The sequence below is a fragment of the Streptomyces viridiviolaceus genome (genome assembly GCF_014650995.1).
Classification (GTDB): Bacteria; Actinomycetota; Actinomycetes; order Streptomycetales; family Streptomycetaceae; genus Streptomyces; species Streptomyces viridiviolaceus.
Map to the genome: position 1 here is coordinate 207,339 of NZ_BMWA01000011.1, position 26,042 is coordinate 233,380.

General features: G+C 69.4%; 23 protein-coding genes, 1 tRNA gene and 1 pseudogene. 15 read left to right on the forward strand and 10 right to left on the reverse strand.

Annotated elements, in window-relative coordinates:
• The first annotated feature begins 333 nt into the window (after positions 1-333).
• Together IE260_RS18130 and IE260_RS18135 are read left to right on the forward strand one after the other, a co-directional pair.
• On the forward strand, positions 334-2,214 hold the full coding sequence (locus IE260_RS18130) for an FAD-dependent oxidoreductase (protein WP_189873081.1): 1,881 nt from the start codon (positions 334-336) through the stop codon (positions 2,212-2,214).
• 193 nt (positions 2,215-2,407) lie between these two features.
• A complete protein-coding gene (locus tag IE260_RS18135; RefSeq protein ID WP_189873083.1) occupies positions 2,408-2,863 on the forward strand; it encodes an archease in 456 nt (151 codons plus the stop codon).
• A gap of 30 nt (positions 2,864-2,893) precedes the next feature.
• Here IE260_RS18135 and IE260_RS18140 read toward each other — a convergent pair whose 3' ends face one another.
• Together IE260_RS18140 and IE260_RS18145 are read right to left on the reverse strand one after the other, a co-directional pair.
• Positions 2,894-4,306 (reverse strand): RtcB family protein, encoded by a 1,413-nt coding sequence (locus IE260_RS18140; RefSeq protein WP_189873085.1) that lies wholly within the window; start codon positions 4,304-4,306, stop codon positions 2,894-2,896.
• Between the two features lie 32 nt (positions 4,307-4,338).
• Positions 4,339-4,800 (reverse strand): TIGR03668 family PPOX class F420-dependent oxidoreductase, encoded by a 462-nt coding sequence (locus IE260_RS18145; RefSeq protein ID WP_229880852.1) that lies wholly within the window; start codon positions 4,798-4,800, stop codon positions 4,339-4,341.
• Between the two features lie 237 nt (positions 4,801-5,037).
• Between IE260_RS18145 and IE260_RS18150 the strand changes: the two genes are divergently transcribed.
• The gene (locus IE260_RS18150) at positions 5,038-5,319 is read left to right on the forward strand and encodes a hypothetical protein (RefSeq protein WP_229880854.1); all 282 of its coding nucleotides are present in this window, start codon (positions 5,038-5,040) and stop codon (positions 5,317-5,319) included.
• Positions 5,320-5,340: 21 nt separating this feature from the next.
• On the opposite strand, the gene polX is transcribed toward IE260_RS18150, so the two are convergent.
• Positions 5,341-7,101 (reverse strand): DNA polymerase/3'-5' exonuclease PolX, encoded by a 1,761-nt coding sequence (gene polX, locus IE260_RS18155; protein WP_189873090.1) that lies wholly within the window; start codon positions 7,099-7,101, stop codon positions 5,341-5,343.
• Between the two features lie 61 nt (positions 7,102-7,162).
• Between polX and IE260_RS18160 the strand changes: the two genes are divergently transcribed.
• Together IE260_RS18160 and IE260_RS41690 are read left to right on the forward strand one after the other, a co-directional pair.
• Positions 7,163-7,504: a VOC family protein gene (locus IE260_RS18160; protein WP_189873092.1), complete on the forward strand. Its 342-nt coding sequence runs from the start codon at positions 7,163-7,165 to the stop codon at positions 7,502-7,504.
• Between the two features lie 280 nt (positions 7,505-7,784).
• Positions 7,785-8,174, forward strand: a complete 390-nt coding sequence (locus IE260_RS41690; RefSeq protein ID WP_229880856.1) for a DUF6083 domain-containing protein — start codon at positions 7,785-7,787, stop codon at positions 8,172-8,174.
• Positions 8,175-8,282: 108 nt separating this feature from the next.
• Here IE260_RS41690 and IE260_RS18165 read toward each other — a convergent pair whose 3' ends face one another.
• The 5 genes from IE260_RS18165 to IE260_RS18185 all read right to left on the reverse strand — a co-directional run bounded on the left by IE260_RS18165 (position 8,283) and on the right by IE260_RS18185 (position 13,073).
• Positions 8,283-8,753 carry a GNAT family N-acetyltransferase gene (locus IE260_RS18165; protein WP_229880859.1) on the reverse strand — a complete coding sequence of 157 codons (471 nt, stop codon included), beginning with the start codon at positions 8,751-8,753 and terminating at the stop codon, positions 8,283-8,285.
• Between the two features lie 790 nt (positions 8,754-9,543).
• Positions 9,544-11,136 carry a hypothetical protein gene (locus IE260_RS18170; protein WP_189873094.1) on the reverse strand — a complete coding sequence of 531 codons (1,593 nt, stop codon included), beginning with the start codon at positions 11,134-11,136 and terminating at the stop codon, positions 9,544-9,546.
• 668 nt (positions 11,137-11,804) lie between these two features.
• Positions 11,805-12,221 (reverse strand): SANT/Myb-like DNA-binding domain-containing protein, encoded by a 417-nt coding sequence (locus IE260_RS18175; RefSeq protein WP_189873096.1) that lies wholly within the window; start codon positions 12,219-12,221, stop codon positions 11,805-11,807.
• A 220-nt stretch (positions 12,222-12,441) separates the two neighbouring features.
• A complete protein-coding gene (locus IE260_RS18180) occupies positions 12,442-12,618 on the reverse strand; it encodes a hypothetical protein (protein ID WP_189873098.1) in 177 nt (58 codons plus the stop codon).
• A complete protein-coding gene (locus IE260_RS18185) occupies positions 12,615-13,073 on the reverse strand; it encodes an NUDIX domain-containing protein (protein ID WP_189873100.1) in 459 nt (152 codons plus the stop codon). The genes IE260_RS18180 and IE260_RS18185 overlap by 4 nt, the downstream gene beginning before the upstream one ends.
• Before the next feature lie 507 nt (positions 13,074-13,580).
• Here IE260_RS18185 and repSA point away from each other — a divergent pair.
• The 3 genes and pseudogenes from repSA to IE260_RS18200 all read left to right on the forward strand — a co-directional run.
• Positions 13,581-14,099 (forward strand): annotated as a pseudogene (repSA, locus tag IE260_RS18190) (replication initiator protein RepSA); the annotation flags it as partial.
• A gap of 16 nt (positions 14,100-14,115) precedes the next feature.
• Positions 14,116-14,286: a helix-turn-helix transcriptional regulator gene (locus IE260_RS18195; RefSeq protein ID WP_189873274.1), complete on the forward strand. Its 171-nt coding sequence runs from the start codon at positions 14,116-14,118 to the stop codon at positions 14,284-14,286.
• The gene (locus IE260_RS18200) at positions 14,283-15,656 is read left to right on the forward strand and encodes a tyrosine-type recombinase/integrase (RefSeq protein WP_189873102.1); all 1,374 of its coding nucleotides are present in this window, start codon (positions 14,283-14,285) and stop codon (positions 15,654-15,656) included. The genes IE260_RS18195 and IE260_RS18200 overlap by 4 nt, the downstream gene beginning before the upstream one ends.
• Positions 15,657-15,741: 85 nt before the next feature.
• Here the strand turns inward: IE260_RS18200 and IE260_RS18205 are convergent, their stop codons facing one another.
• Both IE260_RS18205 and IE260_RS18210 read right to left on the reverse strand, forming a co-directional pair.
• Positions 15,742-16,056, reverse strand: coding sequence for a hypothetical protein (locus IE260_RS18205; RefSeq protein ID WP_189873104.1), 315 nt, complete (start codon positions 16,054-16,056; stop codon positions 15,742-15,744).
• 355 nt (positions 16,057-16,411) lie between these two features.
• Positions 16,412-16,483, reverse strand: a tRNA-Arg gene (locus IE260_RS18210).
• 131 nt (positions 16,484-16,614) lie between these two features.
• Between IE260_RS18210 and IE260_RS18215 the strand changes: the two genes are divergently transcribed.
• The 7 genes from IE260_RS18215 (at position 16,615) to rho (ending at position 25,990) form a co-directional block, all read left to right on the forward strand.
• Complete coding sequence (locus IE260_RS18215) at positions 16,615-17,133, forward strand: response regulator (RefSeq protein ID WP_189873106.1); 519 nt, start codon at positions 16,615-16,617, stop codon at positions 17,131-17,133.
• A gap of 103 nt (positions 17,134-17,236) precedes the next feature.
• Positions 17,237-18,346 carry an ArgS-related anticodon-binding protein NrtL gene (gene nrtL, locus IE260_RS18220; protein WP_189873107.1) on the forward strand — a complete coding sequence of 370 codons (1,110 nt, stop codon included), beginning with the start codon at positions 17,237-17,239 and terminating at the stop codon, positions 18,344-18,346.
• An 18-nt stretch (positions 18,347-18,364) separates the two neighbouring features.
• Entirely contained in the window at positions 18,365-19,756 is a 1,392-nt protein-coding gene (gene lysA, locus IE260_RS18225; RefSeq protein WP_189873109.1) for a diaminopimelate decarboxylase, read from the forward strand.
• Positions 19,757-19,915: 159 nt separating this feature from the next.
• Positions 19,916-21,208: a homoserine dehydrogenase gene (locus IE260_RS18230; RefSeq protein ID WP_189873111.1), complete on the forward strand. Its 1,293-nt coding sequence runs from the start codon at positions 19,916-19,918 to the stop codon at positions 21,206-21,208.
• 6 nt (positions 21,209-21,214) lie between these two features.
• Positions 21,215-22,273, forward strand: coding sequence for a threonine synthase (gene thrC, locus IE260_RS18235; protein ID WP_189873113.1), 1,059 nt, complete (start codon positions 21,215-21,217; stop codon positions 22,271-22,273).
• A 360-nt stretch (positions 22,274-22,633) separates the two neighbouring features.
• Positions 22,634-23,551 carry a homoserine kinase gene (thrB, locus tag IE260_RS18240; protein WP_189873115.1) on the forward strand — a complete coding sequence of 306 codons (918 nt, stop codon included), beginning with the start codon at positions 22,634-22,636 and terminating at the stop codon, positions 23,549-23,551.
• A 408-nt stretch (positions 23,552-23,959) separates the two neighbouring features.
• The gene (rho, locus tag IE260_RS18245) at positions 23,960-25,990 is read left to right on the forward strand and encodes a transcription termination factor Rho (RefSeq protein WP_189873117.1); all 2,031 of its coding nucleotides are present in this window, start codon (positions 23,960-23,962) and stop codon (positions 25,988-25,990) included.
• Positions 25,991-26,042 lie beyond the last annotated feature (52 nt).

Genomic DNA, 26,042 nt, shown 5'->3' on the forward strand with positions numbered 1-26,042 from the left:
GTACCCCGGGAGACCGCGAACCAGACGGGTTAAGCGGGTGAAGCCTGAGCCGCCGCAGGCCTCGCGGGGCATGCATGAAGATCCCGGCCGGGCCCCGTCCGAACGCCGCGGGCCGACCGGCGGCTACCGGCCCCGACAGCCGCAGCCGCATCCGTACGTACGCACCGGAAGAACGGACTCGACGAACGGACGGGACGAACGGACGAGACGAACGGGCGAGACGAACGGACGAGGTGACACGAACGGACGGGGCGACCAGCGCGCCACGACAACACGTCCCGACAACGACACGTCCCGACACGAGGGAGGCCACGACGCAATGGAGGACGAGCGATGAACGAACGAGCCGAGCGAGCCCAGGGCATCGACGGGGCCGCCGGGGCCGAGGGCAGGGGAGCGGACAGAGCCGGCCCCGGGGCCCACCGGGTCCCCGTGCTCATCGTCGGAGGCTCCCTGGTCGGCCTGTCGACCTCGGTGTTCCTGGGCCGGCTGGGGATCCGGCACACGCTGGTGGAGCGCCACGCGGGCACCTCCATCCACCCCCGCGGGCGCGGCAACAACGTCCGCACCATGGAGATCTACCGCGTGGCCGGCGTCGAGCCGGCCATCCGCCGGGCGGCCGCCACGCTGGCCGACAACCACGGCATCCTCCAGACACCCACCCTCGTCGGCGACGCGGGCGAGTGGCTGTTCAAGGAGATCGACCCGGGCAACGGACTGGCCCGCTTCAGCCCCAGCTCATGGTGCCTGTGCAGCCAGAACGACCTGGAACCGGAACTCCTGGACCACGCCGTCGGCCTGGGCGGCGACCTGCGTTTCCACACGGAACTGCTGTCGTTCGAGGCCGACGCGGACGGCGTCACGGCGATCGTGAAGAGCCGGGAGACGGGCGAACACACCACGATCCGCGCGGACTACCTCGTGGCCGCCGACGGTCCCCGCAGCCCCGTCCGTGAACAGCTCGGCATCGGACAGAGCGGCCCCGGCGACCTCTTCCACAACATCAGCATCACCTTCCGCTCCCGCCGCCTGGCCGACGTCGTGGGCGACCGCCGCTTCATCGTCTGCTACCTCACCACCCCGGACGCCGACGGCGCCCTGCTCCCGGTGGACAACGTCGAGAACTGGGTCTTCCACGCCCCCTGGCACCCCGAACACGGCGAGGCCCTCGAGGAATTCACCGACGAACGCTGCATCGACCACATCCGCCGGGCGGTCGGCGATCCCGACATCGACGTGGAGATCACCGGCAGGGCCCCCTGGCACGCCGCCCAGCGCGTGGCACGCAGCTACCGCTCGGGCCGCATCCTGCTGGCCGGCGACTCGGCCCACGAGATGTCCCCCACCGGAGCCTTCGGCTCCAACACTGGCATCCAGGACGCCCACAACCTTGCCTGGAAGCTCGCCGCGGTCCTGGACGGCTGGGCCGGTGAGGGCCTCCTCGACACCTACGACGCCGAACGCCGCCCGGTCGCGGAGGCCACCAGCGCCCGCGCGGCCGGCCGCTCGGTGGAACACAGCCACCCCGGCTTCACTCCGCCTGTCGGCGGCGTGGGAGGCATGGGCGGTCCGGGAGGTCCCGGCGGCGCTCCGGGAGGCCCGGGCGGCGCTGGCATCGGCGGCCCAGGTGGCGGTGGCCCCGGCGGCGCTGGCATCGGCGGCCCAGGTGGCGGTGGCCCCGGCGGCGCTCCGGGAGGTCAGGGCGGCCCGGGCGGCCCCGGCGGCGGCCCGGGGCGAGGCATCCTCAACGTCGCCCTCGGCTACCGCTACCCGCAGGGCGCCGTGGTCGGCGCCGACCCGGCGACCCCGGTCGTCCCGGACGGGCTGGACCTCTCCGGTGCCCCCGGCAGCAGGGCCCCCCACCTCTGGCTCCGCCGCGGCACCGACCGCATCTCCACCCTCGACCTCTACGAACGCACCCTGGTCCTGCTCAGCGACGCGGTGGAGGGCGGCGACTGGCACGAGGCGGCGACGCGCGTGGCCGAGGAGATGCCGGTCCCGCTGGCGTCGTACCGCATCGGCACGGCACCGGACGCCGACCTGGCCCCCGACGACGCCGACGCCGACTGGGCGAAGCACCACGGCGTGACCCGCCGGGGCGCGGTCCTGGTCCGCCCCGACGGCTTCGTCGCCTGGCGCTCCCCGGGCCCGGCCCCGGACGCGGAGGCGATGCTGGGCCAGGTGGTGAGGACGGTCCTGTCCCGGACCACGTGACGCGACCAGAGGGCCCGGGGCCGGCCGAGGAGGACCTCCCGCCGGCCCCGGTTCGCCCGCACGACGGCGCCGCACCCGCCGGACCGCGGTGACGCGACCACCACTGCCCCGGGGCCTGTGATCCTCCGCGGCACCGTCAGCCGGATGGCCCTGCGCACGCAGTGCCGGGCCGCCGGGCGGGCAGGTGAAGAGCATGGTCGGCGAATCAGGTGACGACAGGACGGCACGGGGACAGGGCGAGAGCGGGCACCGGCTGGTGCCGCACACGGCCGACGTGCGCATCGAGGCGTGGGGGGCGAGCCGGGAGCGCTGCCTGGCGGAGGCCGTCCTCGGCATGGTGGGCTGCTTCGCGGACGTCTCGGCGGCCCGGCCCACCGCCGTGGAGCGGGTGCGCTTCACCGAGGCCGGTGACGACGAGCTGCTGGCCGCGCTGCTGGACGAGGTGGTCTACCGGCTGGAGGTGCACGGACAGGTGCCCGTCGACGTCGAGACGGACGAGGCCGACGGCGGCCTGGAGGTGCGCCTGGCCGTCGCCGCGCTGGCGGACGTGGAGATCGTCGGCGCGGTGCCGAAAGGCGTCTCCTGGCACCAGCTACGGATCGGGCCGGACGCGTACGGCTGGTCGTGCGCGGTGACCGTCGACGTGTGAGGCGCACCGCCGCCGCTCGACGACCTCACGTCAGCCCTTGACCACGCCCAGCGGAACCAGCCGGGCCACCGAGCGGCACAACCCCGCCGCCTCGCTCGCGGCGACCACCTCACTCACGTCCTTGTACGCTTCCGGCGCCTCCTCGGCCAGCCCCCGCCACGACTTCGGGCGCACCGCGATGCCGTCCGCCTCCAGCCGGGCCCGCAGCTCCCTGCCGGTGACCGCACGGGCGGCCCGGTGGCGGCTCATCACGCGGCCGGCGCCGTGGCAGGTGGAGAAGAAGGCGTCGCCGCCCGGCACTCCGGCCAGGACGTACGAGGCCGTTCCCATCGTTCCGGGGATCAGCACCGGCTGACCGAACTCCCGCAGGTCCTCGGGCAGGTCGGGGTGCCCGGGCGGGAAGGCACGGGTGGCGCCCTTGCGGTGGACGCACAGGCGTCGCCGGGATCCGGTCACCGTATGGGTCTCGATCTTGGCGAGGTTGTGGGAGACGTCGTACACCAGCGACAGGCCCACGCCCGCGGCCTTCTCGAAGACCCGGCGTGCGGCATGGGAGAGCAACTGACGGTTCGCGCGTCCGTAGTTGGCGGCCGCGGCCATCGCGCCCAGATAGTCCCGCCCCTGAGGGGAGTCGACCGGGGTGCAGGCCAGCTGCCGGTCGGGCACGGTGATGCCGTACCGGCTCATGGCGTCGCCCATCGCCCGGACGTGATCGGTGCAGATCTGGTGCCCCAGACCGCGCGAACCGCAGTGGATCATCACGCACACCTGGCCGACGGAGAGTCCGAAGGCGGCGGCGACCCGCTCGTCGGAGACGCCGGCGACCTGCTGGACCTCCAGGAAGTGGTTGGCCGATCCCAGGCTGCCGACCTGCCCGAGGCCGCGCTCCCGCGCCCGCGGACTCACCTGCTCCACGTCGGCGTCGGCGACCGCTCCGCCGTCCTCGCAGCGGGTCAGGTCCCGCTGTTCGCCGTACCCCTCGTCGACGGCGTACCGGGAGCCGCCACGCAGGATCCGCTCCAGTTGTCCGGGGCCGGTCATCCGCCACACGCCGCCGGGGCCGGCCCCGCGCGGGATCGAACGGTCCAGGCCGTCCATGATCGCGGGGAGGGCGGGCTCCACCGTCCGCCGGTCGGCGTCGGCGGCCAGCAGCCGCACCCCGCAGGAGATGTCGAACCCGACCCCGCCGGGCGAGACCACCCCGCCGTCGTCGAGGTCGGTCGCGGCCACGCCGCCGATGGGGAAGCCGTACCCCCAGTGGATGTCCGGCATGGCGTACGAGGCGCCGACGATGCCCGGCAGGGTGGCCACGTTGGCGACCTGTTCCAGCGACTGCTCGGCATCGGCGAGCAGGTCCCGGGAGGCGAACACCACCCCGGGCACGCGCATCGGCCCCCGCCGCTCGATGCGGTAGCGGTAGGGACGCTCCTCGACGAGTTCCATCGCGGCCTCTCAACCGGGTGCCCGGGTCGCGTTCACCAGGCCCCGTCGTCTTCCTGTACGGCCCGCCAGCCGGTCCACCGCAGGACACCGACCGCGATCACCGGTCCCTCCGGCGGACGCTGCCGGTACTGGGGGTACTTGCACCGCAGCAGCTCGACGGCGCCGGCGTACTCCTGCCGTGTCCGCGCGTCGGGCGCGCCGGGCGGCAGCGTCCGGGCCTCTCCGTCGGCCCGTACCCACCACAGACGGTCCCAGTCCTCGTCGTAGGCGTCCACGAGAAGGCTGACGGCCGGCTGTACGGAGATGTGGCGCAGCCGCGCGAGCCGCCGGGACCGCTTCGGCTTGTCGTCGACCGCGGTGACGACGTCGTCACCGCGCCGGGCGAATACGACCGGTACGAGATGCGGCCGTCCCGCGGGTCCGATCGTCGCCAGCCGCGCGACCCGGGCCGCACCGAACCGCCGCCGCGCCTCGTCCCGTCCCATCTCCGGCACGCGGGCTCCCTGGGTCCTGGGGTCCGCCCGTGAGGACCTGCCGGTGAATCCGCCGAACGGACCGCCGAACGGACCACCGAACGGTCTGCTGAGCGGATCTGCTGAGCGGATCTGCTGAGAGATCCGCGTACCCCTTCCTCGGACTCCCGACCCTCTCCCGCATCCCCTTCGTGCCGCCCGTCGTATGGCCGGCCGAGGCGGGGGTATCCGCACGGGTGACGCACTCGTTCCGAGGAGATGACTCGAATGCTGTTCCTCGGCCTGCTCCTCCTCGCCGCCACGGGCGCCTTCACCGCCCTGGTGATCGTCGGCAACCTGTCCGGCGGGCCCGAGTACACCGTGTCGGTGCTCGGCCAGCAGATGGTCACCCTGAACACGCTCGCGATCTTCAGCTCCGGCCTCGCGCTGGCCCTGCTCTTCTGTCTGGGCGTGGCCGCGGTGAAGAGCGGGGCGTCGCACCGCCACCGCAGGAGGTCACGGACGTACCAGCCCCGCGACCCCACCGCGATGCACCCCTGACCGGAGCCGCCGCCCCGCCGGTCAGGCCGCGGAACGCCGCCCTCGCCGGCCCTTGTCCAGGAAGCGTCGCAGCCGGGTGAGCGGCCAGGCGTTGATCACGTCCTCCTTGGTCAGCCAGCCGCGCTGCGCCGTGCCCACGCCGTAGCGCATGTGGGCCAGATGGAGGGTGGCGTGGGCGTCGCTGTCGATCGCGAACCTCACCCCGTGCCGCCTGGCCCGCAGGATGTCCTCGTCGCGCAGGTCGAGCCGGTCCGGATGGGCGTTGATCTCCAGGGCCGTCCCGGTGCGGGCGCAGGCGGCGAAGACCTGGTCGAGGTCGGCGTCGATCCCCGGCCGCTTGCCGATGATGCGGGTCGTGGGGTGGCCGATGACATTCACGTACGGGTTCTCGCAGGCGCGCACGATCCGCCGGGTCAGCGCCTCGCGGCCCTGGTTGAAGTGCGAGTGCACCGAGGCCACGCACAGGTCGAAGCCGGCCAGGAAGTCGTCCGGCCAGTCCACGCCGCCGTCGGGGGCGATGTTCAGCTCCACCCCGTGCAGCAGCCGCATGCCGCCCCGCTTGCCCTGCTTTCCGTACGCGCCGTCGAGCTGCCGCACCTGATCGCGTTGGGCCAGCATCCGCTCGTCGGTCATGCGCTGCATGTACAGATCAGGCCCGTGATCGGTGATCGCGTAGTAGGCGTAACCGCGCTCCGCCGCCGCCCGGACCATCTCCTCCAGCGGGGCGAGGCCGTCGGTGAGGTCGGTGTGGGTGTGCAGGTCGCCCCGGATGTCGGACTCGGTGACCAGGTCGGGCAGCTCACCGCGCTGCCCGGCCTCGATCTCGCCGCGGTCCTCGCGCAGGGTGGGCTCGATCCACGGCAGGCCGAGCCGGGCGTACACGTCCTCCTCCGTCGCGGAGACGACCTTCTCGCCGCTCTCGACGTCGAACAGCCCGTACTCGGAGAGCTTCAGCCTTTGGCGCACGGCGATCTCGCGGACGCGGATGTTGTGCGTCTTGGAGCCGGTGAAGTACAGCAGGGCGGCGCCCCAGGAGTCCGGCGGCACCACCCGCAGATCGATCGCCAGCCCCTTGCTGGTGCGGACCGACGTCTTCTTGTCGCCGTGGGCGATGACCTCCGTGACGTACGGCAGCCCGGTGAACGCCCGCATCACGGGCGCCGGCCTCTCCGCCGCGGCGAGGACGTCGATGTCGCCGATCGTCTCCCGGTAGCGGCGCAGCGACCCGGCGTACGTGCACCGCCGGCAGCCGGTCACCCGGGCCAGCCCGGCGACGGTCTCCTCAGCGAGGTCGAGCGCCACGTCGAGCAGGACGCGGTCCCCGGAGGACTGCAGGAGCTCGATGCCGTGGAGGATGTTCTCCTCCGTCCTCGGCCCGAACCCCTTGAGATCCCGCAGCCGCTCCGCCCGGATCGCGTCGGCCAGTTCGTCGACGGAGGAGATCCCCAGCTCCTCGTGGAGCACCAGCGCCTTCTTCGGCCCGAGCGTGGGGATGGCCGTCAGCTGCCGCACCCCGGCGGGAATCTTCGCCCGCAACTCCTCCACGGCGGAGACACGCCCATCGCGGAAATACTCGACGACCTTCTCGGCAATGGACCTGCCGACGCCCGGGATCTCCTGCAGCCCCTTCGCGTCGAGCGTGCCCACATCGGCATGATGCCCACCGATCGCACGGGCGGCCTTCTCGTAGACACGCGCCTTGAACGCATCCCCACCGGTGATCGCTATCAGGTCGGCGTACTCCTGGAACAGCGCGGCGACCTCGTCATTGGACCGAGCCACACCTCCAGCGTAGGCACGCGGCGCAGCCCCGCGAGGCAGGCGCCGGACCTACGATGGCGCCATGGCCGTCGACCTCTTCGCAGGCATCCCAGTCACCGACTACGCAGCGGCGCTGGCCTGGTACGAGCGGTTGCTCGGCTCGCCACCGGCGTTCATCCCGAACGACACGGAGGCCGTGTGGGAGCTGGCGGAACACCGCTACCTGTACATCGAGCTCCGCCCCGGTCACGCCGGCCACGCCATGCACACCGTCTTCGTCGACGACTTCGACACCCGCGTCGCCGGCATCGCCGACCGGGGCCTGAGACCCTGGACCCGCGAGACGTACGCGAACGGCGTACGCAAGGCCATGTACCGCGACCCGGACGGCAACGAAATCGGCTTCGGCGGCACCCCGCTCTGACGAGGGGCCCCCGCCGCCGCACAGCCCGCCCTACCGGACCGGGCAGAGGCGTTCGCACAGCGCTGCACGCGACGGCAACGGCTCGATCAGCACCCAGGGCGCTGGTTGGGTGACAGCGCCCGGCTGGGGGCTTCGTCGTATACCAGCCGCACGCCTTCGGCCTTTGGTTGCTAACAGCACCTGCCGCGTCGCCTTCCGTTTCGCCAGTGGTTAGCTGCCACATGAGTCTCGTCCGATTCGCGCTCTACGCATGCGCCGCCGAGCTGTCGACTCTGGCGTCATGGGGCTATTGCCGGGGGAGCCGCGTCGACTGAATGGTGGGCAGTTGCGCTGCCCGTACTGCGGTCTGTTACAGGACCGAGTGGCGACGCTCGAGCATGAATGGGTCTTGTTGGAACCGGACATGACTCCGCTGGCCCATACGGTGCCGGCAGAGCATCGGTGGATCGAGACCTCCGACGGTCGGGTCACCGTCTACGGCGTGTGTCCGCCAGATGCGTCTCAACGTTGCCGTATCGAACACCGGCTGGCCTGCTCGGCACAACGGCTACCGGACCTTTGGCCGTGGTTGACGACGCTGCGAGCGGAGAACGGGCGGCGAGCGGAGCGGCAGTTGCAGGCCGACCCGGAGCCGCCAGAGCCTCTGGAGGAATGGCCAGATGCGGGGTAACGGTCACTTGGGGCGGACCTGCAGCTGATGGGCAGCGACTTCCAGGTGCCCACCAGCCTCTCGCCGTTCGGCCACCGGAGGTCAAAACCGTCCGCCTCCCGTATGAGCTCACTCAGCGGGGAAGGCGAGCCGCAGAACGATCTCGCCGTCGTCGATCTCCCCGGTGGGCTCGAACCCGAACTTCCGATAGAAGGGCCACGGTTCGCCTTCACCGGGCTCGTAGCTGGTCAGCAGCTCGGTGGCGCCGTCCGCGCGCACCAGCGTGGCGACCTGCATGAGCGCTTCTCGGCCGATCCCACGCCTCTGGTACCGCTTGTCGACGAGGAGCCGCCAGAGGAAGTGCCGCCCTTTGTACAAACCAGCCGGCGGTTTCCACGACAGCATCACGAAGCCGACTGGCTCGTCACCGCAGTACACGGCGCGGTACCACGGATTGGCCTCCGGTTTCTTCGCCGCCTCCTTGAGCGACTGGGACACGGAGGCGACGAACTGCTTCTGGTCACGTCGGACGCGGAGGGCACGAACGGCATCCCGGTCGTCGTCGGTGATCTCCCGTAGGTGCACGCCCGGGGATCTCATGCCACACCCCTTCTGCATCCGACAGCTGCGCCGTCCGGGCCTAGATCAAGAGCCGCCACCGGGCGGCATTCCCACGCATCCGCGTTATCGAGGCCGCCAGGTCGGACGTCTTCGCAGCGTATGCGACACAGGCGATCCGAAGCGGGACTGGCACGCCGGGCTGCGACCCCGTCCAAGGCAGCCCCTAAGGGAGAGCAACTCGGCCTGACGTGGCGATGCTCATGCCAAGAGCCCAAAGCGCCAGGAGCCAGGAATGCCGGTTGCGTGATCATTTGCGCTGGGGCTAGGGCTAGACCGCCGCCCCTTCGGCAGCTGGATGGGCAGACCTGGATAAAAGAGCCAACCATTTGTGGACGGGCCAGCGTTAGTCGATCAACCGAAGGCCCCGTGTGCGCCAGGTTCGAATCCTGCCGGGGGCACCTCGAGGAAGGTGCCAAAGGACCCCGTCACCAGCGGAAACGCTGAGTGCGGGGTCTTCTTGTGTGTACAGGCGTATGCAGCGTCGAGCGGCCCTATGACGGGGGTCCGTGGACTATTGGTGGGCAGGATCTCCGGTGACCTGCGCACACAGCTGGGACCGAAGCGCCCTCCGGAGCTCCACGGGACGCGACTGCCTGGCCCTCCTCGACGAACTACGGGCGGGAGGGTCGCTGAGGCCTCGGGGCCTGGTCCGAGACGCTAGAGGCCCAAGACAACCCACGGCTCTTGTGCGGCGGTACGTGGTGACGACGAGGGTTGTCCTAAGGAGCGTCCGCACGCTCTACCACTGATCGGAAGGGTTGGCCGAATTTCAGCCGCTTTTTGCATCCACCACTGGGCTCCAGTCAATTTCTTGGCATTCTAGCCGCTCAACGCGAACGGAGTATCGCCCCAGGAGGGGAATCGTGACATTCCGAATTTGGTAGTGCCTATTCAGTTCAGGCACTATAGGATTTTTGAGCAGAGTAATCAATTCAATCAGCGAGTTGACGGGGTTGAGATTTGAAACATACCGAAAAGACGTAGCAAACATGTCAGGCTCCGGCATAGGTCGAGGCGTCAGCTGCTGCGGCATGCCGACTCCCCACGCCCAGTCGATCTCATCAAAGGCTGGCCAGTCAGGCGGCAACTTCGCTTGCACATCGCCAGCTACGAGCGAACTCCTGACCTTCCCTAGTTGTGCGCTCGCAAGCACAATAGTTTGATCCGTCTTGGAGGTTTCAGCAAGTGTAAGGGCATCGATAGGCCATTTGATTTCCAGGATAAGACCCTTACGTGACACTGGGTCGAACGCCACTACGTCAAGGTCACCTACAGCCTGCCCCTTCAAATTCCGCACTTTCGTGCCCTCAGTGACTTTAACGCCGGGGATTTCCCTCAGCCAACGACCCCACGCTTTGGCTCGCTCGCCTTGGCGCTTGCCAATAGGGCCGTATCGGGCCGGATCTGATGCGGCAGTTCGCAGAACGATTGCATCAATGGCGCGAGGGAACATTACGAGCGGAAGGACTGTAATAAGCCCATGATTGGGGATTAGGATTGCCGTTCTCATCGACTTACCCGGGCCGGCCATGAGTCTATGTATGGCCTGTATAGCGAGCTCTCGCGGCACGCTCCCACATAGGCGTGCGAGCCAGTCGACGATCGCCTCTTCGGTGCTGTGTTGAAGAGTCGTGCCACGCAGGCGCGCTGATGAGTGTGCCATCTCGCCTAGCTCCGCCATTGCCATGAGTGCAGCTAGGACTTCTGCCATTATTCCGACGGTTAGACCGTCGCCAAGGTCAGTGTCATCCGACAATGGAGGGTCTTGGTGAACTGCGCGCCATGCTTGAACTGCTCGACGAGTCCGCTCCATCGCAGAACTGATGACGTCATCCGGAGGGATAAAAGCATTAAGCCTTCCGCGAGATTGCTTCGAGGCCCATTCCACTTCTTTCTGTGTGGGCTCTTCACGATTCCCAGGCACAGCCTGTCGCTCAAGATACAAGTCGGCAACTTCAAGACCCATATCCCACTTATATGAGACCCTAAATTTTGTGCCGCCAGTCTTTCTAACCCTATAGGCTTGCGCACGAAGGGCGGCGTCAAGCGATTCGAGGCGTGTCGCCTCCACGGCAGCCTTCACGGCATTTGATACATCGTCTTCATAGCAAGGTTCGCTACCAATCGGATGCTTAAAGTGCCATGAGATCAGAAAATCCAGCAACATTTCCCACGAAAACTCTGGAAAATCCACCCTGTTCCGTGCGAAGCTTGCTTTCACGCTGAGGGCTTGCGACATGAGCGCATGCAGCCGCTCCTCACCCGTTGACCAAATTGGCAGTTGGTCGACTTGTTTGCGCCAGTCCGAGATCAGACCACGTAGCTCTTGTTCCGGCGTCACAGGAATTCCCCCGAATTTCAATATCTGAAAATGTCACAAATGGTCGACCTCGATGCGCTCCAGCCGCAAGGTCTTCACGCCCGTACTGCCGAGTTTTGATTCCTAAGGAGAGGCTCTACAGAGATCGGTCATCGTGAGTTACACAGGCCGCGTGGGTGGGCACTGTGAGCCATGGTCGGTTGCTGTAGTTGCTGTACTTCCGTGCTGTACGGCATGGAGCTGCGCTCAGCTCGACACTGCCCCACCCGCGAAGCCGACTACAAGGTCTCCCAGTACGTCGCAAGTAGCACTAGCCCACTGCTTCATCCTGCTCGACTTCGATTCATCAGCCATGCGGTTCTCCTCACGCTCGTTCGTCTTCGTGTCCTGGTTGGTGCTCAACTTCGATGCCAGGACCTTGCAGATGACGGCTACCGCGAAGAGGGACAGTGCGAGACTCGGCAGCGCCGAGCTCAGCACAGCTCCAAGTGACCTTAGCTGAAGCACGCAGTCGGTGGAGCGGCTTTGGGCTGGAGCTGCTTTGGGGCGAGTGATCATGGCCCCGTAAGCTTCCGGCGCGTCGGGCAGTCTGTGGACCTGCCCGTTAAAGCACGACGTTGGGGCCATGATCTTAGAGGCTCGCCCCAAAGTGGCTGCCTAAAGCCGTGGAGCCGACTGCCCCGGCCACCGACGTCTGAGCCTCAGCACTGTCAGGCGAGGCTGTCGAGGCCGAGCTTGGCCAGTCGCGACCGGATGGCGCTGGGCTTCCGGCCGAACTGCTTGCCGAGGGTGTCAAAGTTCCGTTCGCCTTGTTGGTAGAGGGAAAGGAGGCGGGCGTCGTCCTCGGGCGACCAAGGGTGGCCCATCCGTGGGAAGCGAGCTCGTAGCTCTTCTGGCGTCTCACGCTTCTTGCCGGCGTCGCCATGAGGGCAGACGGATTCAATGATGTTGAGGGGGAACTCTCCGACGTGGGTGCCTGCGAGCCAGAGGTTCAGGTGGCCGTCGTCGAACGTGATCCGGTCGGCATGGATGGTCACAGCTCGCCGTAGGACGTCGCTGTCGTTCGGGTCCTGGTGATAGTCGTTGAACGTCAGACGGAACGCTGTGCGCACGGTGGAATCCCCCATGGGGCCATCCTGGCGTTCCGGTTGGGCACGCGGTAGATCGTTTCTCGTCCTTGTCCGCTGCACGCAGCGCGCCGCCGGGCGGGGCCGCCGCTGGCGAAGACAGGGCGGCGGCCCCGCCGTACAGGCGGCGCGCTCCCGCGCCGTGCGCGGGCTTGATGAAGTAGGGAAAGTCTTACCGCGCTCTGATCACAGGGCGAACGGCTTGTACGAGATGGCTCGATCAACGATCTTGGCGGCTGTCAGCTCGGGATCGAAGTCCCCAGAAGACGTAGTCGCTGATGTGCGGGCAACCGGTGCCGCGTTCGAGGGCCGCGATCATGGCGTCACACTCGGCCTCGTCCGCGTAGGTGGAGTCCATGAGCCGCTGCACGAGACGGATGGCTTCCTCGCGGCTCATGCAGCTTGGCTGTCGGGCTTCTGCCCGTGCTCCAGGTACACCAGAACCGCATCCTCCCGGGCCTCTGCCGCTGCGAGGATACGTCGGGCCAGTCGTGGGATGGTGCGCTCGGCGATCTGTTCCAAGGCCAGGAACTCGAACCTTCTCAGCTCGTCGGCCTGCAGCTCGATGCTGGCCAATTGCTCTCGGCTGAGCTGACCGCCGTCGAAGAGGTACAGCACCTTGTCGCCCTCGGCCTCGTTCGGTGCCCAGTCGACCGCGAGGAGGCGTCCGATGGGCGGGGTGATCCCCAGCTCTTCGCGTACCTCGCGCACGGCAGCGTGAAGGGGGGATTCGCCGGCCTCGACGTAGCCGCCGGGGATGTCCCAGTAGTCCTTGTACGTGGGCTCCACCATGAGGACGCGGTCCGCGTCGTCAAAGAAAAGCGCACCCGCCGCCATGCGCGGATGCGCCATCTTTTGCGGACCTGGCCGACAGGCTGCACGTCGTCTGAGCTGGGTACCCTCGGCTGCATGGCAGCGAACGCACACGAAGCGAAAGGTTCCGGCTCGGCCGGCCGCGCTGCCCCCGCACCCAGGTGAGCACCAGCTCGCGCGCCAGGTAGTGGCTCCGCACCTGTTCAGGGGCCCAGCTCTCTGCTTCGAGGACTTTCGCGAGCGCGTCATCCATCCGGTTGTAGGCGCTGAGCGCTCGCGCCACTTCGAAGGTTGTGCCGCGTCCGGCGCTCAGTCGGCAGTCCTGCCGTGTCAATCCGCGGGCCCAGGTCGACGGCGACCTGCATGTCGCCCAGCTCGGCGGCCGTGGCTACTCGGTGGATCGCGACGTTGGTAGGGCCGAAGGCGGTCCAGACGTGGTTAGCGTCGGTCCCGAGTCGGCGGGCTGCCCGTTCTGCTTCGTCCAGGAAGGTTCGCGTCGTGGCCCGGTCGTCCGCACGGGCCGAGGCCATGGACCCGGCCAGAAACAGACGCCCGGTCAAGGCGTTCGGGGACGGCTCCGACATCACCGAACAGGCTGTCGCCTCCTACGTCGCCAAGTACGCCACAAAGGCGGCTGAGAACACCGGCACCCTGGACCGCCGCATCGGTGAGCTGTCCGAACTCGACCGCCACGGCGTCCCCGACCACGCTCGCCGGCTCATCGAAGCGTGCAAGACGCTCGATCCGCTCTACCAGGACCGGCGCCTGTGGGCCTGGGCTCACATGCTCGGCTTCCGCGGCCACTTCTCCTCCAAGTCCCGCGGTTACTCGACCACCCTCGGCGCCCTCCGCCAGGCACGTGCCGACTACCGCGCCGCACAGGAACACGCCGCCCTCGGTCTCGACGACCGCGAGCCGGACACCGTCCTGGTCCTGGCCGACTGGCAGTACGCCGGCCACGGCCACACCCCCGGCGAATCCGCGCTCGCCGCCACCATCGCCCGCGACATCCAGCTCAACCGCCAAACCGCCGGCGAAGAACTCTTGGCCCTGGAAGGAGCCTGACGTGAAAGACGAGCTGATGACCGTCCCGCAGATCCTCGAAGAGCTCGGGGGAGTTTCCCGGCGGACGTTCTATCGGTGGCGCGAGCTCGGGCAGGGGCCAGCTGCTTTCAAGCTCCCCAACGGGGAACTGCGGATTTGGCGAAGCGACTTCCGGACCTGGCTGCGGCAGTTGGAGGCCGCCGCGTGAAGTCTCTCGACGTAAAGGTCTGGAGCGTCCGTAAGCGGGACACAAAAACACCGTCATACGGAGTGCGTTGGTCGGTAGCCGGCAACGTCTTCTCCGAGTCCTTCCGCACGAAGGCGCTCGCTGACCACTACCGCACGAAGCTCATGCGTGCGATGCGCGACGGCGAGGAGTTCGATACGGAGACCGGTCTTGCGGCCTCGACGGAGGAGACGAAGTCGGCCGTGTCCTGGTACGACTTCGCGCTTCGCTATCTCGCGATGAAGTGGCCGCATGCTGCCCCCAACACGCGAGACGGCATCAACGAGTCGCTCACGAGCGTGACCATGGAACTTCTGGATGAGCGTCCTGGACGGCCGTCTGACGACACGATCCGCAAAGCACTCCGCAACTGGGCCTTCGTACTGCCGGCACCGAACGACCGCGAAGTCCCGGACGACGTGCGCAATGTTCTCCACTGGGTTTCCAAGGCGTCTCGGCCGCTCACTGATCTCGCCGAACCCGCCACGGCGCGCGCAGTGCTCGACTCTCTGAAACTCAAGCTCGACGGAACAGCGGCAGCAGCCGAAACCGTGCGGCGTAAGCGTCGGACGCTCGTCAACGCTGCAAATTACGCGGTCGACCTGGGAGAGCTGAGGGAGAACCCAATCACGGCCGTTCGCTGGCAGAAGCCCAAGGTGTCCAACCAGGTTGATCCGCGAGTGGTTGCTAACCCGGAGCAGGCTCGGAATCTCCTGGCGGCTGTCTCTTACGTGGGCGGGTACCGGCGTGCCCGCGGCCGTCGCCTCGTGGGGCTGTTCGCCGCCATGTACTTCGGTGGTCTCAGGCCGGCGGAAGCGGTCGGCCTCGTCGAGACTGATCTGAACCTCCCCGAAAGCGGCTGGGGCTCGGCGCTGCTCCATCGGACCCGTCCGTCGGTCGGCAAGCAGTGGACCGACTTGGGGGAGACCCACGACGACCGCGGGCTGAAGAACCGACCGACTGAGGACGTCCGCCGGGTGCCTATCCCGCCGCACCTCGTCGCCGTGCTCCGCGAGCACCTGGCCACCTTCGGCACGACGGACGACGGGCGGCTGTTCTTCAGTGAGAAGGGTTCGGTCGTCCCGTCCTCGACCTACTACCGGGTGTGGCAGGAGGCCCGGCTCCTCGCGCTTCCGCCGGCCGTCGCAGCCTCGCCGCTCGCGAGTAGGCCGTACGACCTCCGGCACTCGGCGCTGTCGACGTGGCTCAACGCCGGGGTCGATCCGACAGAGGTGGCCGAGCGTGCCGGCAACAGCGTCGAGGTCCTGCTGACCCGCTACGCGAAGTGCCTCGACGGACGGCAGGACGTCGCCAACCGGCGCATCGAGGACCTACTTCGTGAGTACGAGTAAGTAGGACTTCGGCATTCGAGGCCTCTGCGATCGCCCAGGGGCCTCGTTGCTTTCCGGGACATCGACACAAACGAGCAAGCTGACCTCAGCGTCGACGGCGTCCTAGCGTAGGAAGCCCTCCAGACAATGTGCGAATGCTCTCGCTCGCCTCCGACGCCGGTGGCGAGTCGACAGGCTCACTGCGCCAACGGCGTGCCTCGAATTCAGCTGCTTCCTGGCGCTTCTTTTCGACTTCGCGCTCTCTGCTCTCGAAGACCTGTTTGCGCAGGAGGAGCCGTGCTTCCTCTGGATCATCAAGTCCAGTTAGTTCGCGCAGCGCACCGCGCGTGGCATTGACCAGTGCCATCAGCGACTCAGGATCTCTGGGCATCTCGAACTTTTGGGGCTTCACATCCTGCACGCGATCGAACGAGAGGCGCGATTGACCTGACTCGTCGGTCCAAAGCCACACACGTACATGCGGCCATCGATAGTCCTTCTCCCCCCGAGGCATGCAGGCATCATGCTCCGACGAGGTCGTGATCGCCAGACCGTGGCAGCGAAGGTAGTGGTCGTTCGGGGACTGCTCGCCTTCCCGGCCACACGCTCCTCGGAGGTGCTGGACTCATCTGCGGCGATGCTTCAAGATCCCGTCCACGCCTCGTCCACAGACACCGACATACGCCCGCTCGGGGCGGCCTACGGCTGCACATACGCGAAGACCCCGTTCACAGCGTTTCCGCTGGTGACGGGGTCTTTGAGCACCTCATACAGGGTGCCCCCGGCAGGATTCGAACCTGCGCACACGGCTCCGGAGGCCGTTGCTCTATCCCCTGAGCTACGGGGGCGTGTCGCTGGTGGAGCGGGTTGCTCGCGGCGACGGGTAGAACACTACCAGCTTCGCCGGGGTGGTCAGGAACGGGTTTCTGCGGGTCGGGTCGGGCGGGGGAGGGGGCTGGCTCCCTCGGACGGGGTGGAAGTGGGGAAAACCCGGACGCGGTGGCCGGTCCGGACCTACTCTCGAGTTGTGCCAGGGGCGTCGCGCCGGGTCCTTGTCGTGGACGACAACAAGGTCATCCGGCAGTTGATCAGGGTCAACCTCGAGCTGGAGGGCTTCGAGGTGGTGACCGCGGCCGATGGTGCCGAGTGTCTGGATGTCGTCCATCAGGTGCGACCCGACGCCGTCACCCTCGACGTGGTCATGCCGCGGCTGGACGGGCTCAGGACCGCCGCCCGGCTGCGTGCGGATCCGCGGACCCGGCATCTCCCGCTGGCCATCGTCAGCGCCTGTACGCAGTACGAGGTCGATGCCGGGCTCGATGCCGGTGTCGACGCCTTCCTCTCCAAGCCGTTCGAACCCGCCGAGCTCGTCGGTCTCGTACGGCAGCTGGTCGAGGGGAAGCCCGCACGGCGCGAGGCCGGGGGTGTGGACAAGGGCCCTTCGCTCGGGCGTGTGCTCGGGGCCGCGGCCGCGGGCGACAGTGAGGTGTCCGGGTAGGTCAGGGCCACCGCCAAGCCTCGCGCACGCGTCCCGTCCACATCCCGGGACCCCGCCCAAACCAGTTGGCTTACCCACCCCCCTCCTCCCCTACGCTTGACCCGTGACCCCTGCCGAGCTCTCCCGCACCGTGCTGCATGCGGTACGTCGTGCCGTCGACGCGGGACAGCTGAGCGTGACCCCGCCCGAGCGCGTCGTGGTCACGCCGCCGGGGCCCGGGGGGTGCGGGGACTACGCCACCAACGTCGCCCTCCAGCTCGCCCGGCCGGCCGGGCGGACGCCCCTCGGCGTCGCCGAGGTGCTGCGGCCGTACCTCGTCGGCGCCGACGGCATCACCGACGTCGTCGTCACGGGGCCCGGATTCCTCAACATCAGCCTGTACGACACCGCTCCCGCCGCCCTCGTCGAGGAGATCCTCCGGCGCGGGACCCGGTACGGGCACATCGAAGGACCAGGCGGGGGACCAGTCGAGGCAACAGGCGAAGCAACAGGCGACGGACCCGACGGCCACCCCGCCCGCCGCGACACCGTACGGCTCCACTGCCCCGACGAGGTCCGCGCCGTCGTCGTCATGGACGCCACCGCCCGCATCCTGCGTTCCCAGGGCGTCCGCGTCCGTACCGGCTGCGAGGGCCGCCCCGCGCCGCAGTGGCAGGACATCCTCGGCGTCGACGTCGACGCCTCCGAGGCGGCGCCCGCAGCATCGGCAGCCGCCGTTCTCCGTCCCGTCCCGGCCCCCGCCGACCCCGTCCCACTCGGCCGCGACGCCGCCCGCTGGGCCCTGCTCCACCCCGCCGCCCACGACCTCCCCCGGATCGGCGACGAGCACCTCGTGCAGCGCGAGAGCAACCCCCTCTTCCGGGTGCGTTACGCCCACGCCCGTAGCCGTGCCCTCCTCCGCAATGCTTCCGACCTCGGGTTCGCCCCCGAGCCCGGGGCCGTGACCGCCGACGCGCAGAGCCTGCTCGCCGCCCTCGCCGATCACCCCCGCGTCCTCGCCGCCGCTGCGCGGCACCGCGCTCCCGACCGGCTCGCCCGGCACCTCGTCACCGTCGCCGATGCCGCGCTGCCCCTGCTGCCCACCGTGCTCCCGCGCGGTGCGGAGAAACCCTCGGCCGCCCACCGTGCCCGGCTCGCCCTCGCCGAAGCCGCCGGGACGGTGCTGGCCGGCGGCCTGTCCCTGCTCGGCATCGACGCACCCGACCATCTCTGAGAGAGCCCAGAAGACGCCATGAGCCGTTCCGCACACCCCGCCGGGCCCCGTCACGCCGATGTCCTGCCCGAGGGCCACTACTCCGCCCCGCCCGCCGACCTCAACGCGCTCGACGCGAAGGTGTGGGCGCAGACCGTCGGCCGGGACGCCGACGGTGTCGTCACCGTCGGCGGCATCCCCGTCACGCGCATCGCCGAGGAGTACGGCACCCCCGCCTACGTCCTCGACGAGGCCGACTTCCGGGCGCGGGCCCGGAGCTGGCGTACCGCGTTCGGGGCCGACGCCGACGTGTTCTACGCCGGCAAGGCGTTCCTGTCCCGGGCCGTCGTGCGCTGGCTGGACGAGGAGGGGCTGAACCTGGACGTGTGCTCCGGGGGCGAGCTGGCCACCGCGCTGTCCGCCGGCATGCCCGCCGACCGCATCGCCTTCCACGGCAACAACAAGTCCCCCGAGGAGATCCGGCGGGCCGTCGAGGCCGGGGTCGGGCGGATCGTCCTCGACTCCTTCCAGGAGATCGTGCGCGTCGCCCACATCGCCCAGGAGCTGGGCACGCGGCAGCGCGTGCAGATCCGTATCACCGTCGGTGTCGAAGCTCACACCCACGAGTTCATCGCCACCGCCCACGAGGACCAGAAGTTCGGCATCCCGCTGGCCGGGGGCCAGGCCGCCGAGGCCGTGCGGCGGGCGCTGCAGCTCGACGGGCTCGAGCTGATCGGCATCCACAGCCACATCGGCTCGCAGATCTTCGACATGTCCGGGTTCGAGGTCGCCGCCCATCGCGTCGTCGGGCTGCTCAAGGACATCCGTGACGAGCACGGGATCGAGCTGCCCGAGATCGACCTCGGCGGCGGGCTCGGCATCGCGTACACCAGCGACGACGATCCGCGCGAGCCGCACGAGATCGCCAAGGCGCTGACCGAGATCGTCACCCGTGAGTGCGAGGGTGCCCGGCTGCGCACGCCCCGGATCTCCGTCGAGCCCGGACGCGCCATCGTCGGGCCCACCGCCTTCACGCTCTACGAGGTGGGCACCATCAAGCCCCTCGACGGGCTGCGGACGTACGTCTCGGTCGACGGCGGCATGTCGGACAACATCCGCACCGCGCTGTACGACGCCGAGTACAGCGTCGCGCTCGTCTCCCGGGCCTCCGAGGCCGAGCCGATGCTCGTGCGCGTGGTCGGCAAGCACTGCGAGAGCGGCGACATCGTGGTCCGGGACGCCTTCCTGCCGGCCGACGTGGCGCCGGGCGACCTGATCGCCGTGCCCGCTACGGGGGCGTACTGCCGGTCCATGGCCAGCAACTACAACCACGTGCTGCGCCCGCCGGTCGTCGCCGTACGGGACGGCGAGGCGCGGGTCATCGTCCGCCGGGAGACCGAGGAAGACCTCCTGCGTCTCGACGTCGGATGATTCCGACGGCCGGTGACGGCAGGGTGCGGGCGGAAGATCTTCTGTCTTCGCATCCCGTGTAAGTGAAATAAATGTCTCACGATCCGGACGAAAGGCAGAAAATCCCGTCCGGTGAGTGAGACTGGTCCAACCGCAGACGGTATGAGGAAACGAGGTCGGATGATGCGTACGCGTCCGCTGAAGGTGGCGCTGCTGGGCTGTGGAGTGGTCGGCTCAGAGGTGGCGCGCATCATGACGACGCACGCCGACGACCTCGCCGCCAGGATCGGGGCGCCCGTCGAGCTGGCGGGCGTCGCCGTACGGCGGCCCGACAAGGTGCGCGAGGGCATCGACCCCTCCCTCGTCACCACCGACGCCACCGCCCTGGTGAAACGCGGTGACATCGACGTGGTCGTCGAGGTCATCGGGGGGATCGAGCCCGCCCGGACCCTCATCACCACCGCCTTCGAGCACGGCGCGTCCGTCGTCTCCGCCAACAAGGCCCTCCTCGCCCAGGACGGGGCCGCCCTGCACGCCGCGGCCGACGAGAACGACAAGGACCTGTACTACGAGGCCGCCGTCGCCGGCGCCATCCCGCTGATCCGCCCGCTGCGCGAGTCCCTCGCCGGTGACAAGGTCAACCGGGTGCTCGGCATCGTCAACGGCACGACGAACTTCATCCTCGACGCGATGGACACCACCGGCGCCGGGTACCAGGAGGCCCTCGACGAGGCCACCGCGCTCGGGTACGCCGAGGCCGACCCGACCGCCGACGTCGAGGGCTTCGACGCCGCCGCCAAGGCCGCCATCCTCGCCGGGATCGCCTTCCACACGCGCGTGCGCCTCGACGACGTCTACCGCGAGGGCATGACCGAGGTCACCGCCGCCGACTTCGCCTCCGCCAAGGAGATGGGCTGCACCATCAAGCTGCTCGCCATCTGCGAGCGGGCCGCGGACGGGGCGTCGGTCACCGCGCGTGTGCACCCGGCGATGATCCCGCTCAGCCACCCGCTGGCTAACGTCCGCGGCGCCTACAACGCCGTGTTCGTCGAGTCGGACGCGGCCGGGCAGCTGATGTTCTACGGTCCCGGCGCCGGCGGCTCGCCGACCGCGTCCGCCGTGCTCGGCGACCTCGTCGCCGTGTGCCGCAACCGGCTGAGCGGCGCCACCGGACCCGGTGAGTCCGCGTACGCGGCGCTGCCCGTCTCGCCGATGGGCGACGTCGTCACGCGCTACCACATCAGCCTCGACGTCGCCGACAAACCGGGCGTGCTCGCCCAGGTCGCGACCGTGTTCGCCGAGCACGGTGTCTCCATCGACACCGTCCGGCAGCAGGGCAAGGACGGCGAGGCCTCCCTCGTCGTCGTCACCCACCGCGCGTCCGACGCCGCCCTCGGCGGTACGGTCGAGGCGCTGCGCAAGCTCGACACCGTGCGGGGTGTCGCCAGCATCATGCGGGTTGAAGGAGAGTAACCAGCAATGACCCACCAGTGGCGCGGAATCATCGAGGAGTACCGGGACAGGCTGCCGGTCTCCGACACCACGCCGGTCGTGACGCTCCGCGAGGGCGGCACGCCGCTCGTGCCCGCGCAGGTGCTCTCCGAGCGCACGGGCTGCGAGGTCCACCTCAAGGTGGAGGGTGCGAACCCGACCGGGTCCTTCAAGGACCGCGGCATGACCATGGCCATCAGCAAGGCCAAGGAGGAGGGCGCGCAGGCCGTCATCTGCGCGTCGACGGGCAACACCTCCGCCTCCGCCGCCGCGTACGCCGTGCGCGCCGGGATGGTGTCCGCCGTGCTCGTGCCGCAGGGCAAGATCGCGCTCGGCAAGATGGGCCAGGCCCTCGTGCACGGCGCGAAGATCCTCCAGGTCGACGGAAACTTCGACGACTGCCTCACGCTCGCCCGCGGACTGAGCGACAACTACCCCGTGGCGCTGGTCAATTCGGTCAATCCGGTGCGGATAGAGGGCCAGAAGACGGCCGCGTTCGAGATCGTGGACATGCTCGGCGACGCACCCGACATCCACGTCCTGCCGGTGGGCAACGCGGGCAACATCACCGCGTACTGGAAGGGTTACAAGGAGTACGCCGCCGACGGCATCGCCACGCACACGCCCCGCATGTGGGGCTTCCAGGCCTCCGGCAGCGCCCCCATCGTGCGCGGCGAGGTCGTCAAGGACCCGTCGACCATCGCCACCGCGATCCGGATCGGCAACCCGGCCTCCTGGGACTACGCCCTCGCGGCGCGGGACGAGTCGGGCGGCGCCATCGACGAGGTGACGGACCGTGAGATCCTGCGCGCCTACCGGCTGTTGGCCTCGCAGGAGGGCGTCTTCGTCGAGCCCGCGTCGGCCGCCTCCGTCGCCGGTCTGCTGAAGGCGGCCGAGCAGGGCAAGGTCGACCCGGGGCAGAGGATCGTGTGCACGGTCACCGGCAACGGTCTGAAGGACCCCGACTGGGCCGTCGCCGGCGCTCCGCAGCCGGTCACCGTCCCGGTCGACGCGGCGACGGCGGCCGAGCGGCTGGGCCTGGTCTAGGACCTGGCGGGTGCGGGCGGCGGGCCACGGTCGTGCCGCCCGCACCGCGGCGCACCGTCCCGCTCCGCGTACGAGGGCGTAAGAGGACGCTCGCCCGGGGAAGTTCCCTACGGGGGGTGCACAGGGGGCTTGCGACACGCATCGTGCGCCTCCTGTGCGCCCTATGTCGCCACAGAACCTTCCTTCGATAGGCTGTACTGAACCCGCCCGCCGCATATGCCGCGGTGCCGCGCCGTCTCCGCGGTCGGGAGGGGGGTCGGGAGCGGTCGCCCGTTCGGCAGGCAGCGGCGGCCCCGGGGTTTTCCGTACGTCATCGAATGTCATTCGACAGTCACGCAGCTCAAGGAGAGTCATCGAGCGATGGCCGGTCCAGCGTTCCGCGCCGCCGCCGTCCGGGTGCGCGTCCCCGCCACCAGCGCCAACCTCGGCCCGGGCTTCGACGCCCTCGGCCTCGCGCTGGGCTTGTACGACGACGTGGTCGTCCGGGTGGCCGACTCCGGGCTGCACATCGACATCGCGGGTGAGGGCAGCGAGACGCTGCCCCGCGACGAGAAGCACCTCCTCGTACGCTCCCTGCGCACCGCCTTCGACGCTCTGGGCGGACAGCCGCGCGGCCTGGAGATCGTCTGCGCCAACCGCATCCCGCACGGCCGCGGACTCGGCTCCTCCTCCGCCGCCATCTGCGCCGGCATCGTCGCCGCGCGCGCGGTGACCATAGGCGGCGAGGCCCGCCTCGACGACGCGGCGCTCCTCGACCTCGCCACCGAGATCGAGGGCCACCCCGACAACGTGGCGGCCTGTCTGCTGGGCGGCTTCACCCTGTCCTGGATGGAGGCCGGCGCCGCCCGGGCGATCAGGATGGAGCCCGCCGATTCCATCGTTCCGGTGGTTTTCGTGCCCGGAAAGCCGGTACTGACCGAGACCGCGCGCGGCCTGCTGCCGCGCACCGTGCCGCACGTCGACGCCGCCGTCAACGCCGGCCGCGCCGCGCTGCTCGTCGAGGCCCTGACCAGGCGCCCCGAGCTGCTGCTGCCGGCCACCGAGGACCGCCTCCACCAGGAGTACCGCGCGCCCGCCATGCCGGAGAGCGCGGCGCTGGTGGAGCGGCTGCGCGCCGACGGCATCCCGGCGGTGATCTCCGGCGCCGGGCCCACGGTGATGGCGCTGGCCGACGCCGGCACGGCCGACAAGGTCGAGGCGCTGGCGGGCACGGAATGGGCCGCGAACCGGCTGAGTCTGGACCAGCAGGGCGCGTGCGTGCTGCCGCTCGCGACCTGACACACGGTTGCCGGATTTGGAGAGGGGGAATGTTTGTTGGATCCGGTAGTGTTAATCTCAAGTCTGCACCCGACCCCACCATGGCGAGGTGCCTCGTGTCCCCGTCCGGGACAGACATTCTTCCGGGAGCCCCCCAAGCCGCATTGTGTGGTGGACGTCGTACGCAAGCAGTACGGCCGACACGGACACTGAGCGGACCGCCGGGCACGCTCCGGAACCGGTGCGACCACGCCGCGTGACACAGACACTGGGTGCCACGGCCAGGGGGCGCGCCATCACCAGATATTTCTTCCGCCGCTTAGGCGGACCACCGCCCCGGCACGGTTCGTCAACCAGGAACCGAAGCCGGACAGCACAACCGGTCGCCGAGCCAGACAGGCCGACGTCCGCTCCAGGGAAGGACCCTTCGTGAGCGACACCACCGATCTGATGGGCGCACGTGTCGAGGAGACCGCTGCCGCGCCCGCCACGGACGCTTCCGCGCCTGCCACCGGTGCCGGCTCCCGGCGGCGCCGCGGTACCGGCCTCGAGGGCATGGTGCTGGCCGAGCTGCAGCAGGTCGCGTCCGGCCTCGGCATCAGGGGCACCGCGCGCATGCGCAAGAGCCAGCTGATCGAGGTCATCAAGGAGGCGCAGGCCGCGGGGGGCGCCCCTGCCAAGGCCGCGCCCGCCGCCGACGCCGCCGGCGAGACCAAGCCGAAGCGCCGCGCCACCTCCCGGTCCCGTACGGGCGACGAGGCTCCCGCCGCCGACAAGGCGCCGAAGGCCGACAGCGCCGACAAGGGGGAGAAGGCCGACAAGAAGGCCGAGAAGGCCGTGGCCCAGCAGCAGATCGAGATTCCCGGCCAGCCTGCTGGGGGTACCGCCCGCACGAGCGAAGCCGAGCGTGGGGGAGACGACGCTCCCTCCGAGCGCCGCCGTCGCCGCGCCACCGCCGACGCCGGCAGCCCGGCCGGCACCGAGACGGTCGCCGCCGAGGCCAAGAGCGAGCCGAAGGCCGAGACGCCCGCGCAGCAGTCCCAGCAGCAGGGCGACGCCGGTGACGGCGGCGAGGGCCGCCGCCGCGACCGCCGTGACCGTGACCGTGACCGCGGCCGCGACCGCGACCGGCGGGGCAAGGGCGACGACCAGCAGCAGGGCGGTGGACAGCAGCGCCAGCAGCAGGGCGGCGGACGCCAGGACCGCCAGCAGGACGACGACGACTTCGAGGGCGGGCGCCGTGGCCGGCGCGGCCGCTACCGCGACCGGCGTGGCCGTCGCGGGCGCGACGACGTGCAGGAGCCGCAGATCGCCGAGGACGACGTCCTGATCCCGGTCGCGGGCATCCTGGACATCCTCGACAACTACGCCTTCATCCGGACCTCCGGCTACCTGCCCGGCCCGAACGACGTGTACGTCTCCCTCGCCCAGGTCCGCAAGAACGGCCTGCGCAAGGGCGACCACATCACCGGTGCCGTGCGCCAGCCCAAGGAGGGCGAGCGCCGCGAGAAGTTCAACGCGCTGGTGCGCCTGGACTCCGTCAACGGCATGGCGCCCGAACACGGCCGCGGCCGCCCGGAGTTCAACAAGCTCACCCCGCTGTACCCGCAGGACCGCCTGCGCCTGGAGACCGACCCGGGCGTGCTGACCACCCGCATCATCGACCTCGTGTCGCCGATCGGTAAGGGCCAGCGCGGTCTGATCGTGGCCCCGCCGAAGACCGGCAAGACCATGATCATGCAGGCGATCGCCAACGCGATCACGCACAACAACCCCGAGTGCCACCTGATGGTCGTCCTCGTCGACGAGCGTCCGGAAGAGGTCACCGACATGCAGCGGTCGGTCAAGGGCGAGGTCATCTCCTCGACCTTCGACCGTCCGGCCGAGGACCACACCACGGTCGCCGAGCTCGCCATCGAGCGCGCCAAGCGGCTGGTGGAGCTGGGTCACGACGTCGTCGTGCTGCTCGACTCGATCACGCGTCTGGGCCGTGCGTACAACCTCGCCGCCCCGGCCTCCGGCCGCATCCTCTCCGGTGGTGTCGACTCGACCGCCCTGTACCCGCCGAAGCGCTTCTTCGGTGCGGCCCGCAACATCGAGGACGGCGGCTCGCTGACCATCCTCGCCACCGCCCTGGTGGACACCGGGTCCCGCATGGACGAGGTGATCTTCGAGGAGTTCAAGGGCACCGGCAACATGGAGCTCAAGCTCGACCGGAAGCTCGCCGACAAGCGCATCTTCCCGGCGGTGGACGTCGACGCGTCCGGCACCCGCAAGGAGGAGATCCTGCTCGGCAACGAGGAGCTCGCGGTCGTCTGGAAGCTGCGCCGGGTGCTGCACGCCCTCGACCAGCAGCAGGCCATCGAGCTGCTCCTCGACAAGATGAAGCAGACGAAGTCGAACGTCGAGTTCCTGATGCAGATCCAGAAGACGACCCCGACGCCCGGCAACGGCGACTGACGTCTTCGCACCTCCACAGGGCCGCCCCCGTACACCGGTCGCACCGGTGACG

Bases quoted from the DNA above. Each gene is read 5' to 3' on its own strand.
- IE260_RS18135 (WP_189873083.1), top strand. From the start codon at position 2,408: ATGGTCGGCGAATCAGGTGACGACAGGACGGCACGGGGACAGGGCGAG.
- IE260_RS18165 (WP_229880859.1), bottom strand. From the start codon at position 8,753: ATGAGATCCCCGGGCGTGCACCTACGGGAGATCACCGACGACGACCGG.
- IE260_RS18195 (WP_189873274.1), top strand. From the start codon at position 14,116: ATGACCGTCCCGCAGATCCTCGAAGAGCTCGGGGGAGTTTCCCGGCGG.
- thrC (WP_189873113.1), top strand. From the start codon at position 21,215: ATGACCCACCAGTGGCGCGGAATCATCGAGGAGTACCGGGACAGGCTG.
- IE260_RS18160 (WP_189873092.1), top strand. From the start codon at position 7,163: ATGGCCGTCGACCTCTTCGCAGGCATCCCAGTCACCGACTACGCAGCG.
- IE260_RS18230 (WP_189873111.1), top strand. From the start codon at position 19,916: ATGATGCGTACGCGTCCGCTGAAGGTGGCGCTGCTGGGCTGTGGAGTG.
- IE260_RS18150 (WP_229880854.1), top strand. From the start codon at position 5,038: ATGACTCGAATGCTGTTCCTCGGCCTGCTCCTCCTCGCCGCCACGGGC.
- IE260_RS18185 (WP_189873100.1), bottom strand. From the start codon at position 13,073: ATGGCGCATCCGCGCATGGCGGCGGGTGCGCTTTTCTTTGACGACGCG.
- IE260_RS18140 (WP_189873085.1), bottom strand. From the start codon at position 4,306: ATGGAACTCGTCGAGGAGCGTCCCTACCGCTACCGCATCGAGCGGCGG.
- IE260_RS18175 (WP_189873096.1), bottom strand. From the start codon at position 12,221: ATGGGGGATTCCACCGTGCGCACAGCGTTCCGTCTGACGTTCAACGAC.
- lysA (WP_189873109.1), top strand. From the start codon at position 18,365: ATGAGCCGTTCCGCACACCCCGCCGGGCCCCGTCACGCCGATGTCCTG.
- IE260_RS41690 (WP_229880856.1), top strand. From the start codon at position 7,785: ATGGGGCTATTGCCGGGGGAGCCGCGTCGACTGAATGGTGGGCAGTTG.
- IE260_RS18130 (WP_189873081.1), top strand. From the start codon at position 334: ATGAACGAACGAGCCGAGCGAGCCCAGGGCATCGACGGGGCCGCCGGG.
- IE260_RS18180 (WP_189873098.1), bottom strand. From the start codon at position 12,618: ATGAGCCGCGAGGAAGCCATCCGTCTCGTGCAGCGGCTCATGGACTCC.
- thrB (WP_189873115.1), top strand. From the start codon at position 22,634: ATGGCCGGTCCAGCGTTCCGCGCCGCCGCCGTCCGGGTGCGCGTCCCC.